The sequence below is a fragment of the Streptomyces herbicida genome, from assembly GCF_032656585.1.
Lineage (GTDB): Bacteria > Actinomycetota > Actinomycetes > Streptomycetales > Streptomycetaceae > Streptomyces > Streptomyces herbicida.
Map to the genome: position 1 here is coordinate 175580 of NZ_JAUYWJ010000007.1, position 15620 is coordinate 191199.

Genomic DNA, 15620 nt, shown 5'->3' on the forward strand with positions numbered 1-15620 from the left:
CGAACAGCCGCGGTGGAGGAGTTGTGGCGGGGCAAGGGGAAGCCGCGGCTCGGCGTGCTGCCGTGGACCGCGGGAGGCCCGTCCGTGTGGATCGGTGGCCGGAGCGACGAGGCCCTGCGCCGGGCGCGGGCGCGCCGTGCGGACGAACAGCCGCGGTGGAGGAGTTGTGGCGGGGCAAGGGGAAGCCGCGGCTCGGCGTGCTGCCGTGGACCGCGGGAGGCCCGTCCGTGTGGATCGGTGGCCGGAGCGACGAGGCCCTGCGCCGGGCGCTGCGGCACTGCGACGCGTGGCACGGCTCCGGAGCGAGACCGCCTCGCTCACCTGGGCGCCCCGGAGAGCGCCGGTCTGTCCGCCGCCTCCCCGCGACTGCCGGTTGCCACCGACGCCATCGGGGACGCGCCGGTTCGGCCGCCGAAGTGTTCCTCGGCCGGTGAACGCCACGGCGCACGGGGCAAGTTGGCGGATTTCTGCCCGCTTCACGCGATGGTGTGATCATGTGTCGCCGGGCGGATGGCCGCCGGGGGCCACGGGTAGGGCCCCGGTCATGACGCAGCCGTTCGAACTCCCGCACTTCTACATGCCGTATCCCGCGCGGCTGAACCCGCATGTCGACGAGGCGCGTGCCCACTCGACCGGGTGGGCACGCGAGATGGGCATGCTGGAGGGCTCCGGGGTCTGGGAGCAGGCGGACCTGGAGGCGCACGACTACGGGCTCCTGTGTGCCTGCACCCACCCCGACTGCGACGGACCCGCCCTCTCGCTGATCACCGACTGGTACGTGTGGGTGTTCTTCTTCGACGACCACTTCCTGGAGAGGTACAAGCGCACCCAGGACCGCGCGGCCGGCAAGGCCCACCTCGACCGACTGCCGCTGTTCATGCCGCTGGACCTCGCGACTCCCGTACCGCAGCCGGACAACCCCGTCGAGGCGGGCCTCGCCGACCTGTGGGCGCGCACCGTGCCGTCGATGTCCGCCGACTGGCGCAGGCGCTTCGCGGTGGCCACCGAGCACCTCCTCAACGAGTCGATGTGGGAGCTGTCCAACATCAACGAGGGGCGGATCGCCAACCCCGTCGAGTACATCGAGATGCGCCGCAAGGTGGGCGGCGCCCCCTGGTCGGCGGGGCTCGTCGAGTACGCGAGCGCCGAGGTGCCCATCTCCGTCGCCGGATCCAGGCCGCTCAGGGTGCTGATGGAGACCTTCTCCGACGCCGTGCACCTGCGCAACGACCTCTTCTCCTACCAGCGGGAGGTGGAGGACGAGGGGGAGAACAGCAACGGCGTGCTGGTCCTGGAGACCTTCTTCGGCTGCACCACCCAGGAGGCCGCCGACACCGTCAACGACATCCTCACCTCGCGCCTCCACCAGTTCGAGCACACCGCGCTCACCGAAGTGCCCGCGCTCGCCCTGGACAAGGGCCTCACCCCCGACCAGGTCGCGGCGGTCGCGGCCTACACGAAGGGGCTGCAGGACTGGCAGTCCGGCGGCCACGAATGGCACCTGTGCTCCAGTCGGTACATGAACGAGGGCGCCGTGTCCGGCTCCCCGTGGCACGGCCTGACCGGCCCGGGCACCTCCGCCGCCGACATCGGCGCACTGCTCGCCTCGGCCGCAGCGATCGGGGTACCTCCCACGCCCTTCAGGCAGTGGGGGAGGCTGCACGCCTACTCCCACGTGCCCTTCCAGAAGGTCGGCCCGTCCCTGCTGCCCGACTTCTACATGCCGTTCCGGCTGGAGCTCTCCCCGCACCTGGACGGCGCCCGCGAGCGCCTGACCGGCTGGATGCACCGGATGGGCATGCTCCAGGAGGGGGTCTGGGACGAGGACAAGCTCACGGCGTACGACCTCGCGCTGTGTTCGGCGGGCCTCGACCCGGACGCGACCCCCGAGGCCCTCGACCTCAGCGCGCAGTGGCTCGCCTGGGGCACCTACGGCGACGACTACTACCCCCTCGTCTTCGGACACCGCCGCGACCTGGCCGCCTCCCGGCTGACCGCGCAACGGCTGTCCGCGTGCATGCCCCTAGACGGCGAGGCGGTCCCCGTCCCGGTCAACGGGATGGAACGCGGACTGATCGACCTGTGGGCCCGTACGACGGCGCAGATGCCTCCCGGCGAACGCACCGCCCTGAAGCAGGCGGTCGACGCGATGATCGAGAGCTGGGTGTGGGAACTCGCCAACCAGCTGCAGCACCGCATCCCCGACCCCGTCGACTATCTGGAGATGCGGCGCGCCACCTTCGGCTCCGACCTCACCCTGAGCCTGTGCCGCATGGGCCGGGGCCCCGCGATCCCGCCGGAGGTCTACCGCAGCGGGCCGGTGCGCTCGCTGGAGAACGCCGCCATGGACTACGGGTGCCTCCTCAACGACGTCTTCTCCTACCAGAAGGAGATCGAGTACGAGGGCGAGATCCACAACGGCGTCCTCGTCGTCCAGAACTTCTTCGGCGTCGACTACCCGACCGCGCTCGGTGTCGTGCACGACCTGATGACCCAGCGCATGCGTCAGTTCGAGCACGTCGTGGCGAACGAACTACCGGTCGTGTACGACGACTTCGACCTGCCCGCGGAGGCACGCGAGGCCATGCGGGGCTATGTCCTCGACCTGCAGAACTGGCTGGCCGGAGTTCTGCACTGGCACCGACGGGTCGACCGCTACAAGGCCTCCTACCTCGCCCGCCGCGCCCACGGCTTCCTCCCGGACACGCGGCCCGCGCCCGCGCTGCGGGTCAGCTGAGCTCGCGTATCCGCGCCGACGTCCGGGCGGCGAGCTCCCGCACGGCCCGCCCGGCCGCCTCCGACAGCTCGCCGTGTATCGCCTCCCCGGCGGCCGGCGCCGCGCGGGCCTGCTGGGGGCGGCCCGCGTCGGCCGGCGCACCGGTCAGCGTGTAGTGCTCCTCGGCGATGAACCGGAGCAGACGGGGGGTGAGATCGGTCATGTCACAGAACGTAACAGCCCCCACTGACAACGCGACTCCGCTGCCGCTGGGCCCGGCTGCCTCGCCCCTCGTAGACGGTTTCCGGACACTTTCGTGCGCAGTGGGACATTCGGGGAACGTGGATGGTCCGTCGTGAGTCTTCCGGGGCGAGGGGAGCAAAACACAGCAGAACGCACGGGGGTGTTCGAACGTGACCGAGATCATCGAGAGGATCACCGAGGCCGTCGACGGGGAGCAGCCGCCGGCTCCGGCCGAACTGACGCCGTACGTGGCGCCGTTACCCGTCCCGTCGGTCCTGCGGCCCGCGTCCACCGACGTGACGCACGAGACCGAGATCGCCCTGCGCCCGGCCTGGATCCGCCTGCACCCGCAGCTGCCGCCGACCCTGATGTGGGGGTACGACGGCCAGGTGCCGGGCCCGACCATCGAGGTGCGCCGCGGACAGCGCGTCCGCATCGCCTGGACCAACCGCATTCCCAAGGACAGCGAATACCCGGTCACCTCGGTGGAGGTGCCGCTGCGCACGGACGGCCGTCCGCAGGCCACCACCGAGCCCGGCCGGGAGGGTGTCGAGCCGAACAAGGACGTGGCCGCGCTGCCCGCCTGGACGGTGACGCATCTGCACGGCGCCCAGACGGGCGGCGGCAATGACGGCTGGGCGGACAACGCCGTCGGCCACGGCGACGCGCAACTGTCCGAGTACCCGAACGACCACCAGGCCGTGCAGTGGTGGTACCACGACCACGCCATGAACATCACACGGTGGAACGTCCACACCGGCCTGTACGGCACCTACCTGGTCCGCGACGACGAGGAGGACGCCCTCCACCTCCCCTCCGGGGAGCGTGAGATCCCGCTGCTGCTCGCCGACCGCAATCTCGACACCGACGAGGACGGCCGCCTCAACGGCCGGCTGCTGCACAAGACGGTGATCGTCCAGCAGCAGAACCCGGAGACGGGCAAGCCGGTCTCCATCCCGTTCACCGGCCCGTACACCACGGTCAACGGCCGCATCTGGCCGTACGCCGACGTGGACCCGGCCTGGTACCGCTTCCGGCTGGTCAACGCGTCGAACGCGCGCACCTACGACCTCGTCCTGGTCGACGAGGACGACAACCCGGTCCCGGGCGTGGTCCACCAGATCGGCAGCGACGGAGGGCTCCTGCCACGGGCCGTGCCGATCGACTTCGACGACGCACTGCCCATCCTGACCGCAGCCCCGGCCGAGCGCTTCGACCTGCTCGTCGACTTCCGCGGCCTCGCGGGCAAGCGGCTCCGCCTGGTCAACAAGGGCCGCAACCAGCCGGCGGGCGTGCCCGACCCGGCCGGTGACGTGCGCTATCCGGCCGTCCTGGAATTCCGGGTCCAGGACGGCGACGGCACGGACACCTTCGAGCTGCCCGAGGTGCTCTCCGGCTCCTTCCGCCGACTCACCCACGACGTCCCGCACGGCCACCGCCTGATCGTGCTCACCCCGCCGGCCACGAAGGGCGCCGGCGGCCATCCGGAGATCTGGGAGATGACCCAGGCCGAGGACGCCGGCGACGTCCAGGTGCCCACGGACGGGGTCATCCGGCTCACGGGTGCGGACGGCACGACGAAGACCTACCGGCGCACGTCCCGGACGTTCAACGACGGGCTCGGCTTCACCATCGCCGAGGGCAGCTACGAGCAGTGGAGCTTCCTCAACCTTGCCCCGATCGTCCACCCCATGCACGTCCACCTGGCCGACTTCCAGCTGCTCGGCCGTGACGCCTACGACGTCTCTGGCTTCGACCCGGCGGTCGGCGGCACGGTCAAGCCGGTGGCGTTCGACCCGGGCACGAAGCTACCGCTGGCCCCCAACGAGCGTGGTTACAAGGACGTGTTCCGTGTCCCCGGCGGCCAGATCCTGCGGGTCATGGGGCGATTCGACGGCGCGTACGGCCGGTTCATGTACCACTGCCACCTCCTGGAGCACGAGGACATGGGCATGATGCGGCCCTTCGTCGTGATGCCGCCCGAGGCCCTGAAGTTCGACCACGGCGCGACCCACGGCGGCCACGGCGAGGGACACACGGGTCACTCGGGTCATGCGGGCTGAACACGCGCGCGTGCGGCGTGTCGGGTGGCCGCTCGCGCCAGCGCCCGTACCACCGGGTGCGGGCGCGGGCCCTCGTCGGACAGCTCCGGCTGGAAGAGCGTGGCGAGGAAGAACGGATGGCCGGGCAGCTCGGCGACGCGCACCTGGCCGTCCTCGTCCTGGCCGGCGAAGCGCAGGCCGTGCGCGCGCAGCGTGTCGAGGTGACGGGAGGGGCCGTACGCGCAGAAGTACCGCTCCACCGTCTTCGCCGAGCCGATCACCGACTCGGCCAGCGAGCCCGGTGCGATCGTCACCGACGCCTCGTGACCCACCAGGGAGCAGGCCAGCGGTTCGATCAGCAGGTCCTCGGCGCCGGGGTCGTTCTCGGCGTGCGCGGCCCCGGTCAGGCCGCACACATTGCGGGCGTACTCGAGGAGCGCGTGCTGGAAGCCGCCACAGGTGCCCAGGAAGGGGATGCCCTCCTCGCGGGCGGTGCGGATGGCCCTGAGCACGCCCGCCTCACTGCGGTAGGGGCTGCCCGGCAGCACCCACACGGCGTCGAAACCGCGCACCGCGTCCGCGGCCACGGCGTCCTCGGACGGGATCCAGTACGCGTCCAGGACGAGCCGGTCGTGCTCGGCGAGCGCGTCGAGCAGGCGCGGGATCCGGGTGTGCGAGACGACGTTGGGGGAGCGGTCCCCGACCAGGGCGATCGTGGCGGTGTGCGCGGCGTTGTCCGTCATGACCCTCATCCTGGGCACCGGTCCGGGTTCACGTCCAACGATGATCCGTGCACGGTCGATAAGCATTGCTGATGCAGTGGGATGCTGTCCGGCATGGACCCGCACCTGCTGCGTACGTACGTCACCGTCGCGCGCCTCGCCTCCTTCTCGGAGGCCGCCCGCGAGCTGGGGTACACCCAGTCCGCGGTGTCCCAGCACATCGCCGCGCTCGAACAGGACCTGGGCACCCCGCTGCTCACCCGCCGCCCCGTCGCGCCCACCGCGGCCGGTGAACGCCTCCTGGACCATGCCCACCCGCTGCTGCTGCGCCTGGACGCGGCCCGCGCGGACGTCCTGCGGCTGGCCGCCGCGCCCGCCCAAGGACTGACCCTCGCCGCGACGGCGACCGCGCTCGGCCCCCGGGTCCTCGCCGCGCTCCCCGTCGCGGGGCTGACCCTGCGCGTCCTCGCCCGGGACGAGATCCCGGCCGCTGTCGCCACCGGCGCCGCCGATCTGGGCCTGGTCGACGGACTCGCCGCGCCCAGCGACCCGCTGCGGCTGCCCGACGTGGCGCCGCTGACCGCGCACGGCGTCGCCGAGGAGCCCGTCAGCGTCCTGCTGCCCGCCACGCACCCGCTCGCCGTCCGCCACGGCACTGCGGGGCTGCGCCTCGGCGACCTCGCCGACGCCCGCTGGCTCGACGCCCCCGACGCGGGACTGCCCCTCGCCCAGCTGCGCGCGGCCAACGGCGGCGGCGCCTTTCGTACGGCCCTGCGCTACGAGGGAACCGACGTCCACGCCCTCACCGCCCTCGCCGCCGCGGGCCACGGACTGACCCTGCTGCCCGACTCGGCGGCCGGCGGGGTGCGCGGGACGGTCGCCGTTCCGCTCGCCGCGCCACGGATCGTGCACCGCACGGAACTGCTCTACGGCGGGACACCGGGCGGAGCCGCGGCGGCTCTCGTGCGGCGGCTGACCGACCGGGGCTGACCGACGGGAGCTGACCGACGGAATCCGAGCGACGGAATCCGACCCTCGCGAGCGCGGCCTGTTCCGTGCCGTGACGCCTATGACTTCCCGGTGCTGACCCGGGGTCAGTCTCACTCGTTCGTGGCTCGTCGCACCCGCGCACGCCGGGTAGAGCACCAGCCGGAGGCGATCCATGGAAGACACTGCACTGCGTCCCAAGCCGATGCCCGGTCAGGAGCGGCGGGACGGCGGCACCCCCAGTACCCCTGGCACCCCCGGCAGCCCGGGCAGCCCGGGCACCGCACAGCGCCCGCACGCCGCGCGCCGACGCCGAAGGCGGCTAAGGACCATGCTGCTCGGCCTGTTCGTCGGGACGGTCCTGGTGCTGTCCGGAGTCGGACTCGGCACGGTCGGCGCGACGGTGATCGGCATGAGCCGACTCGCCCAACTGCGACACCAAGCGCCGCCCCCGGACGCGAAGGCTCCTGCCGCCCCCTCGGCCGCGCCGGCACCGGCCGGCGCGAGCCTCGGCGTGGTGGCCGTGGACGCCGGGACATCCGGGGCGCTGGTCGTCGGCGTCCACGAGCCCGGCCCCGCCCACACCGCGGGCCTGGTCGTCGGCGACGTACTCCTGAAATTCGGCAGGACACGCGTCGACACGGCCGCCGACCTCGCGCGGGCCGTCTCCCGCGTCCGCCCCGGAGCCGAGGTCACACTCACGGTGCGGCACCGCGGTGGCGGCTACCAGCGGCTGACGGCCGTCCCCGGCGTCGCCACATGACCTCCCGCAAGGACCCGCGGTCGGCGACATCGTGGCGGCGGGACCCCGTAACCGGCTCGCGCAGCCCTCCGTGTCCGGGCAGGATGCTGCCCGTAATCCTTTGCCCCTCCCCAGACGTCCTCGGAGGCCTGGATGACCGGTAGCACGCCCGCACCCTTCACGGCCGACGACTACAGGGCCCGCACGGAGCGCGCCGCGCGCTCCGCCGCCGAGGCCGGGCTGGCGGGCCTGCTCGTGGCGCCGGGACCGGACATGGTGTGGCTCACCGGCTACGCGCCCACCGCGGTCACCGAACGGCTCACCGTGCTCGTCCTCGCCGCCGGACGGGACCCCGTGCTGGTCGTACCGACCCTGGAGGCCCCGGACGCCGACAAGGCGGCCGGCGCGCCCGCCCTGACCCTGCGCGACTGGACCGACGGCACGGACCCCTACACGGTCACCGCCGCCCTCCTCGACGCCGGCGGCCGCTTCGGTATCAGCGACAACGCCTGGGCGATGCACCTGCTCGGCCTGCAGAAGACGCTGCCCGGCACCTCCTACGCCGCCCTCACCGACGCGCTGCCGATGCTGCGCGCCGTGAAGGACGCGGCGGAACTGGAACTGCTCGCGGCCGCCGGAGCCGCCGCCGACGCCGCGTTCGAGGAGATCCGGAAGGTCCCCTTCGCCGGCCGGCGCGAGTCCGACGTCGGCCGCGACCTCGCCGACCTGCTGCGACGCTTCGGGCACGCACAGGTCGACTTCACCATCGTCGGCTCCGGTCCCAACGGGGCCAATCCGCACCACGAGGTCGGCGACCGCGTGATCCGCCTCGGCGACATGGTCGTCCTCGACTTCGGCGGACTCAAGGACGGCTACGGCTCCGACACCACCCGCACCGTGCACGTGGGGGAGCCCACGGACGAGGAGCGGAAGGTCCACGCCATCGTCCGCGCTGCGCAGGAGGAGGGCTTCCGGGCGGTGCGCCCGGGCGTCGCCTGCCAGGAGATCGACCGGGCCGCCCGGGCGGTGATCACCGACGCCGGGTACGGCGAGTACTTCATCCACCGCACCGGTCACGGCATCGGCGTCACCACCCACGAGCCGCCCTACATGATCGAGGGCGAGGACCAGCCCCTCGTGCCCGGCATGTGCTTCTCCGTGGAGCCCGGCATCTATCTGCCCGGCCGCTTCGGAGTGCGCATCGAGGACATCGTCACGGTGACCGGGGACGGCGGCCGTCGCCTCAACAACACGACTCGTGACATGGTCATAGTGGACTGACCGGGCGGCCCCGGGCACCAGGAGACGTACGCACCCTCGACGACACCACCCCGAACGGCAACGGCGCGACATGACCCAGGCACCGACACCCACCGCGGACACCGTCCGCAGACTGGTCCGTACGCTGCTCAAGGAGAGCGCGGACAGCACTTCGGGGCCGGACGTGCGGCCCGTCGCGGAGGGCGGCGAGCACTCCACGTGGTGGGTCGGCACGCGCCATGTGCTGCGCCTCGCCCCCGACCGCGACGCCTCCGCCCGTCAGCGCCGCGAACTGCGCCTGCGCGACCTCGTCCGGCCGCACGTCCCCGTCACCGTCCCCGTCAGCGTGGCGCACGGCGAGTGGGCCCCGGGGCTGACCTACACGCTCGACACCAAGGTGCCCGGCGGCACGGGGGAGGAGCACGACGTCTCCGCCGTCGGCGAGGCCGACCTGGCCGGCCTGCTCACGGGACTGCGCGAGGTACCGGTACGGCAGGCGGAAACGCTCGGCGTCCCGCGTGTCGCCCCGCGCTCCCTGGAGGCGCTGCGCCGGATGGCCGTGCGGGCCGCGGAACGTCTCGGCGCCGCCGACGAGTTCGACCCCGCCCTCATCCTGCAGCTGACCCCGGCCGGCGCCGCCCAGCTGGCCGCACAGCCCGGCACGGCGGTCCTGGTGCACCACAACCTCAAGGGCGAGCACCTCGTGGTGAGCGCCGACGGCAGGGTGCGCGGCATCCTCGACTGGACCGGCGTGGCCGTCGCCGACCCCGCCGAGGACATCGCCGGGCTCGCCCTCGCCGTCGGCTCCGGGGCGGCCGTACGCGCCGCGACCCTCGCCGGCTACGGCGCCCGCCCCTGCCTGCGCGGCCTGTGGCTGGCCCGCTGCGACACGATCGTCCGGCTCATGGACCGCCTGGACGGCCGGGACACCGGTCCGCTGCCGCTGCTGCGCACCCAGCTGCGGCGCGCCTGGGAGGCGATCCTGCTGGAGCGGGTGACCGAGTTCCGGGACGAGGAGACGGGCGAGGAGCTGTAAACCCGCCGGGTCAGCCCTGCGTCAGCACCACGCACGACTCCCCGGGTACCAGCAGCAGCCCGTCGGCGCCCGGCGCCACCACCGGGTCCCAGGCGGCGAGGACCCGCACCTGGCCGGTGCCCAGGGGGATCGCCGCCGACTCCTTGCCCAGGTTCACGGCCACCCGGACGTCCCCGCGCCGGAAGGCCAGCCAGCGGGCCTGCTCGTCGTACGCCACCTTGGTGTCGGCGAGGTCGGGATCGGTGAGATCCGCCTCCTCCCCGCGCAGGGCGACGAGCCGGCGGTACCAGGCCAGCACGCGCGCGTGGGGCTCGCGTTCCGGCTCCGACCAGTCCAGGCAGGAGCGCTCGCGGGTCGCCGGGTCCTGCGGGTCGGGCACGTCCTCCTCGGCCCAGCCGTGCGCCGCGAACTCCCGCCGCCTGCCCTGGCGAACGGCCTGGGCGAGCTCCGGGTCCGTGTGGTCGGTGAAGAACTGCCACGGGGTGCCCGCGGCCCACTCCTCGCCCATGAACAGCATCGGTGTGAACGGCGCGGTCAGCGTCAGCGTGGCGGCACAGGCCAGCAGACCGGGGGACAGGGACTGGGAAAGGCGGTCACCCTGGGCGCGGTTGCCGATCTGGTCGTGGGTCTGGGAGTAGCCGAGGAGCCGGTGCCCGGCCACCGCCGCGCGGTCCAGCGGGCGGCCGTGGTGGCGGCCCCGGAAGCTGGAGTAGGTGCCGTCGTGGAAGAAGCCGCCGGTGAGGGTCTTGGCGACGGCGGCGAACGGGGCGCGCGCGAAGTCGGCGTAGTAGCCCTGGGACTCGCCGGTCAGCGCGGTGTGCAGGGCGTGGTGGAAGTCGTCGTTCCACTGGGCGTGCAGGCCGAGACCGTGCTCTCCGCGCGGGGTGATCAGCCGCGGGTCGTTGAGGTCGGACTCGGCGATCAGGAACAGCGGTCTGCCCAGCTCGGCGGAGAGGCCGTCCACGGCGGCCGAAAGCTCCTCCAGGAAGTGGCACGCGCGCGTGTCCCGCAGCGCGTGCACGGCGTCCAGCCGGAGCCCGTCGATCCGGTAGTCGCGCAGCCAGGCCAGCGCGCTGCCCACAAGGTACGCGCGCACCTCGTCCGAGCCGGGCGCGTCCAGGTTGACCGCGGCCCCCCAGGGCGTGTGGTGCGTCTCCGTGAAGTACGGCCCGAACGCGGGCAGATGGTTCCCGGACGGCCCGAGGTGGTTGTGCACGACGTCCAGGACCACGCCCAGACCGAGTTCGTGCGCCCGGTCGACGAACCGCTTCAGCGCCTCCGGGCCGCCGTACGGTTCGTGCACCGCCCACAGCGAGACTCCCTCGTACCCCCATCCGTGCTGCCCCGGGAAGGGGCACAGCGGCATCAACTGCACGTGTGTGACGCCCAGTTCCACCAGATGCCCGAGCCGCTCGGCGGCCGCGTCCAGGGTGCCCTCGCGGGTGTACGTCCCCACGTGCAGCTCATAGAGGACCGCCCCCGGCAGCGGGCGCCCCGGCCACTCGGCACGCCAGACGTACCGTTCCTGGTCCACGACCGCGCTCGGGCCGTCCGGGCCGTCCGGCTGGCGGCGCGAGCGCGGGTCGGGCAGCACGGGGCCGTCGTCCAGGGCGAACCCGTAGCGCGTCCCGTCATGCGCCTCCGACTCGCCGGACCACCACCCCGCCCGCTCGGGATCGCGCTCCAACGCGCGCGTGGCGCCGTCGCAATGGAGCGTCACACGGTCTGCCTGCGGTGCCCACACCTCGAACTGCACGGACGGTTCCCCTTCGTCTGTTCACCGTGATGTAGTCCGTCCATCGTGCCGTGACCGGGACGGACGCGCTTTTGAATCTTTCCTTTCTCCGCAGGTGTCGCCAGGAGTACGCGCGCGCGGTGGTCGTTTCCCCGTTTTCTGGACACCCGCGGTTCACTGACCGACAATCACGAGCGTGACGTCGTCCTTCGAGTTCAACACGTACCCCGCGCGGCTGTCCGACGCGGAGCGCGACAAGGCGCTGCAGGTGCTCCGTGACGGCGTTGCCATGGGCCGGCTGTCGCACGACACGTTCGTGCGCCGCATGGAACTCGCCCTGACCGCGCGCCGGGCCGACGAACTCGCCGCGCTCACTGCCGATCTGCCCAGGGATAACCGCCTCTCGCGTGTCCTCCTCGGCACCGTCGAGGCGGTCTCCGGCTTCACCGTACGGCTGCGCACCGCATGGCAGGCCGAGCGGCTGCCCAAGCTGATGCTGCCGCACGCCGGCAACGGCCATCCGCTGCGCATAGGCCGCGACCCCGCCAACGGACTGCGGCTCAACCACGAGACCGTCTCCCGCGTCCACGCCGAACTCCGCCGTCAGGGCGGGATGTGGGTCCTCAGGGACCTCGGCTCGACCAACGGCACCACCGTCAACGGGCGCCGGGTGATCGGCGCCGCCGTGGTCCGCGACGGCGACCAGGTGGGTTTCGGGCGGATGGCCTTCCGGCTCTCGTCGAACTGAGCGGCGTTCCCTCTCGGACCGAGAGGCTCTCCTCGGACCGAGCGGGGGTCCCGGCACCGGCCCGGGCGGCATCGGACACGGTGGCCGAAAACGTGTTGTCCGCCGCGGTGTTGACGTACCCCTGAACTCGTGACTGACTGTGCGTACACCATGCACACCAGGTGAACCGTCGGCACCACATTGTGGAGGTGTGCCCTGCCGCTCCTCCGCTACCCGACCGTGGACGAGCTGGGTGCCCGCGCGGCCGCGCTCGTCGCCCGCCGCCCCGAGGACGCCCGGCTGCGCCGCATCGGCACCTCCCGCGCGGGCGCGCCCCTGTGGCTGCTTTCCGTCGGTCACGGCAGCCGGCAGGCCCTCGTCGTCGCCGGGCCGCACGCCAACGAGCCGGTGGGTGGCGCCACCGTCCTGCGGCTGGCCGAGCGCACGCTCGCCGACTCCCGGCTCACCGAGGCCGCCGACACCACCTGGAACCTGCTGCTGTGCCTCGACCCCGACGGCTCGCGCCGCAACGAGGGCTGGCTGTCCGGTCCGTACACCCTGGACCACTACTTCCGGAACTTCTTCCGGCCCGGCTTCCTGGAACAGCCCGAATGGCTGCCCGACGGCGCGGCCGCCGCCGTGCTGCCCGAGACGCGCGCCCTGCTCGAGCTGCAGGACGAGCTGCGGCCCTTCCTCCAGTGCTCCCTGCACGGCGTCGACGTCGGCGGCGGCTTCGTGGAGCTCACCCGCGATCTGCCGGGCCTGGCCCGGCGCGTCGCGCACTCCGCGGCCCGCCTCGGCATCCCCCGTGAACTCGGCGCGTACGACACCCTGTACTGGCCCAGCGTGGGACCCGCCGTCTACCGGATCCCGCCGCCGCGCCGGGGCGACCTGGCCGCGGCCATCACGGAGGCCGCCGTCGAGTCGACCTGGTTCCACCCGCACCGGTACGGCACGGTGACCGCGATCGTCGAGGCGCCGATGTGGGGGGTGGCCGCCGTGGAGGACGGCTCACCGCCCGCCGACCGGGACGCGGTGCTGCGCACCGTCAGCGGCACCCTGCGCCACGACACCCGGCTCCTGGACGGCGTCCTCGCCCGGATCCGGCCCCAGCTGGCCGCCGTGCCCGACGCCGGCAGCCTGCTCGCGCCGGTCGACGACTATTTACTGGTCTGCCCCGGCCTGGCCGACTCCTGGGACCCCGACACCGACGACGGCAGCGCCCGCCGGCTGCCCGCGCTCAACACCGCCCACCTGGCTGCCCTGCGCATCTCCGGGCGCCGGCTGGCCCTGCGCACCGCCGGGCTGCTGCGCCGGCTCGTGCTCAGTACCGGGAACGATCCGGCCGGCGTCCTGCCGGACCTGGACCGGCTGATCGACGAGTGGTGCGCGGACTACCGCGACGGCTGTGGGGCGCGCTGGATCCCGGTGGCCCGCCAGGCCGAGTACCAGGCGCGTGTCGTGCTGAGCGCGTTCGAACTGGCGCGGCGGCACGCGCGCGTGCCGTCCCGTTCGGGTGAGTCGGGCTGGGGTGCCGAGGCCGCTGTGCCGATGCACCGGGAATGACGTACTCCACGCAAGCGACCGCCGTACGCGGCGCCCTGCTGGCGGCGGCCGCGCTGCTGGCCGCCTGCCCCGCCCCGGCCGCCCGGGCGGTGGCCCGGGACGCCCACTCCGGCAACTGGCTCTACCTCACCGTCACCCGGGGCGACACCCGGTCCGGCGACCCGCGCGGCACCCTGCTGCTGTGCGACCCGCCCCTGGGCCATGCCCACGCGGCCGAGGCCTGCGCCGAACTGGAGGCGGCGGACGGCGACATCGGCAGCATCCCGGCGAAGGAGGAGGCCGTCTGCCCGATGATCTACGCCCCGGTCACCGCCCGTGCGTTCGGGCAGTGGCACGGCCGGTCCGTCGAGAACGAGAAGACGTTCTCGAACGCGTGCGCGATGGAAGCGGGGACGGGGTCGGTGTTCCGGCTCGACGACTGAGTCCGGGCCGGGCCGCGCGGGCACGCGTGTGCGGGACGTGACGGTGTCCCACGCGCGTGTGCCCGTCTCGGCCCGCCGCGCTCCCCGTGCCTCACGCCACCCTCTCGCGCGCGTACTGCGCAGCCACGAGGACCGTGCGGGACTGGTGCTCCACCTGGTGCTCCAGCGGCACCCAGCGGGCCGCGAAACGCTCGGCGAAGGCGTCGCACCAGGAGGCGACGAGCTGTTCGAGCCCGGGAGCGGCTCGGTCGTCGGCCTCCTGGAGGACCCGTAGCAGCATCGCCGCCGCCCGCAGCGGCAGCCGTCGGCCGAAGGCGTCCACGCTGCCCACGTACGCCCGGGTGGTGTCGACGGGCGGGGTGTGGATCCAGTCCTCGGCCAGGCCCGGGATGAGCTCCAGCGCCCACTTCGCGGCCCGCAGCAGTGGCCCCTCGGCGCCGTCCAGCCGCGGCAGGGCCTCGGCCAGCACGCGCTCCACCTCCAGCGCGTCCCGCTGCAGCCGGCGGGCCAGCTGCCGCATCGCCGCCACGGGGGCGGGGTGCGGAACCGGGTCGTCCACCAGGTCGCTGGCCCACATCGGCACCTCCACCACCGCCGTCAGGCCGCCGTACCGGTGGGCGTGGTACCAGGTGCTGTGCCGTGCGTCGTCCGGCATGCTCGGGTAGGGCACGCCGGACTCCGGTCCGGGCATCACATGCACGCCGGGCCCGGAGGCGGGCCAGCCTGCGGCGTCCGAGGCGCCCGTCTCCACCGGAATGTGCAGCTCCGCCGCCGACTTGGCGAACGGCTCGGCGAGCCCCGGCACGTCCTTGGTCAGCTGCACCCAGCTGCCGCCCAGATCGGTCCCGTGCAGGGTCACCTGGAGGAAGGGGCGCAGTTCGTCTATCACGCCGGTCAGGGTCCGTGTCTCGGGCGGCAGCCGGTCGGGCGGCAGCACCGACGGCGACCACTCCGGCTGCTCGGGGCCGGCCGGCCGGTAGAAACCGAGGTGGTAGTCGAGGAGGCTGCGCGGCGCCGGGGTCACATGCAGGCTGGCCCCGTCCGGGTCCGCGCAGAGCAGGAAGTGCCAGGAGGTGTCGGCGCGCAGATCCGGGGCGCGTACGACCCGTTCGGCGAGCGCGAGGAGGGTGCCGCCCCCGGCCGGCTCGTTGGCGTGGGCGCCCGCCACGACCAGGACGGCCGGTCGGGCGTGGCCCACCGACAGCAGGTGCAGGGGTCTTCCCGCGCGTGAGACCCCCACCTGCCGCAACGTGCACAGACCCGGCCGGTGAGCGGCCAATGCCCGGGCGGTTGCGACCAGTTCGGGAACACTGGGGTAACGCAGCTCCGGCAGGAGACTCACCCCCGTCTTGTCCGCCCGGCTTCGCAATCCCCAGTGCCGCACGGCATAGGTGAACTGTCAAGCACAGCGCGGGGGAGCCT

Annotated in this window: 13 protein-coding genes; 9 read left to right on the forward strand and 4 right to left on the reverse strand. The window is 73.2% G+C overall.

Annotated features, from left to right (window positions below; genetic code table 11):
• Positions 1–544 precede the first annotated feature (544 nt).
• Entirely contained in the window at positions 545–2737 is a 2193-nt protein-coding gene (gene cyc2 / locus Q8A52_RS16925) for a germacradienol/geosmin synthase Cyc2 (RefSeq protein ID WP_316752883.1), read from the forward strand.
• Here the strand turns inward: cyc2 and Q8A52_RS16930 are convergent.
• A complete protein-coding gene (locus Q8A52_RS16930; RefSeq protein WP_316752885.1) occupies positions 2730–2939 on the reverse strand; it encodes a hypothetical protein in 210 nt (69 codons plus the stop codon). The genes cyc2 and Q8A52_RS16930 overlap by 8 nt on opposite strands.
• A gap of 190 nt (positions 2940–3129) precedes the next feature.
• Between Q8A52_RS16930 and phsA the strand changes: the two genes are divergently transcribed.
• Positions 3130–5022, forward strand: coding sequence for an O-aminophenol oxidase PhsA (gene phsA / locus Q8A52_RS16935; protein WP_316752887.1), 1893 nt, complete (start codon positions 3130–3132; stop codon positions 5020–5022).
• On the opposite strand, the gene Q8A52_RS16940 is transcribed toward phsA, so the two are convergent.
• Positions 5010–5744, reverse strand: coding sequence for a CTP synthase C-terminal region-related (seleno)protein (locus tag Q8A52_RS16940; RefSeq protein ID WP_316752889.1), 735 nt, complete (start codon positions 5742–5744; stop codon positions 5010–5012). The two genes, phsA and Q8A52_RS16940, sit on opposite strands and share 13 nt — an antisense overlap.
• Positions 5745–5837: 93 nt before the next feature.
• Between Q8A52_RS16940 and Q8A52_RS16945 the strand changes: the two genes are divergently transcribed.
• The 4 genes from Q8A52_RS16945 (at position 5838) to Q8A52_RS16960 (ending at position 9748) form a co-directional block, all read left to right on the forward strand.
• Entirely contained in the window at positions 5838–6713 is an 876-nt protein-coding gene (locus tag Q8A52_RS16945; protein ID WP_316752894.1) for a LysR family transcriptional regulator, read from the forward strand.
• A gap of 172 nt (positions 6714–6885) precedes the next feature.
• Complete coding sequence (locus Q8A52_RS16950) at positions 6886–7473, forward strand: PDZ domain-containing protein (protein ID WP_316752896.1); 588 nt, start codon at positions 6886–6888, stop codon at positions 7471–7473.
• A 132-nt stretch (positions 7474–7605) separates the two neighbouring features.
• Complete coding sequence (locus Q8A52_RS16955) at positions 7606–8733, forward strand: aminopeptidase P family protein (RefSeq protein WP_316752898.1); 1128 nt, start codon at positions 7606–7608, stop codon at positions 8731–8733.
• A gap of 70 nt (positions 8734–8803) precedes the next feature.
• A complete protein-coding gene (locus tag Q8A52_RS16960) occupies positions 8804–9748 on the forward strand; it encodes a phosphotransferase family protein (RefSeq protein WP_316752901.1) in 945 nt (314 codons plus the stop codon).
• A gap of 10 nt (positions 9749–9758) precedes the next feature.
• On the opposite strand, the gene treZ is transcribed toward Q8A52_RS16960, so the two are convergent.
• On the reverse strand, positions 9759–11504 hold the full coding sequence (gene treZ, locus Q8A52_RS16965) for a malto-oligosyltrehalose trehalohydrolase (RefSeq protein ID WP_316752903.1): 1746 nt from the start codon (positions 11502–11504) through the stop codon (positions 9759–9761).
• Between the two features lie 175 nt (positions 11505–11679).
• Here treZ and Q8A52_RS16970 point away from each other — a divergent pair, with 175 nt between their 5' ends.
• The 3 genes from Q8A52_RS16970 to Q8A52_RS16980 all read left to right on the forward strand — a co-directional run bounded on the left by Q8A52_RS16970 (position 11680) and on the right by Q8A52_RS16980 (position 14198).
• Positions 11680–12231 (forward strand): DUF1707 and FHA domain-containing protein, encoded by a 552-nt coding sequence (locus Q8A52_RS16970; protein ID WP_316752905.1) that lies wholly within the window; start codon positions 11680–11682, stop codon positions 12229–12231.
• 219 nt (positions 12232–12450) lie between these two features.
• Positions 12451–13776 carry a M14 family zinc carboxypeptidase gene (locus Q8A52_RS16975; protein ID WP_316752907.1) on the forward strand — a complete coding sequence of 442 codons (1326 nt, stop codon included), beginning with the start codon at positions 12451–12453 and terminating at the stop codon, positions 13774–13776.
• Positions 13773–14198: an SSI family serine proteinase inhibitor gene (locus Q8A52_RS16980; RefSeq protein WP_316752909.1), complete on the forward strand. Its 426-nt coding sequence runs from the start codon at positions 13773–13775 to the stop codon at positions 14196–14198. Before Q8A52_RS16975 ends, Q8A52_RS16980 begins: the two co-directional genes overlap by 4 nt.
• A 91-nt stretch (positions 14199–14289) precedes the next feature.
• Here Q8A52_RS16980 and Q8A52_RS16985 read toward each other — a convergent pair whose 3' ends face one another.
• Positions 14290–15540: a M14 family zinc carboxypeptidase gene (locus Q8A52_RS16985; RefSeq protein ID WP_316752911.1), complete on the reverse strand. Its 1251-nt coding sequence runs from the start codon at positions 15538–15540 to the stop codon at positions 14290–14292.
• Between the last annotated feature and the right edge of the window lie 80 nt (positions 15541–15620).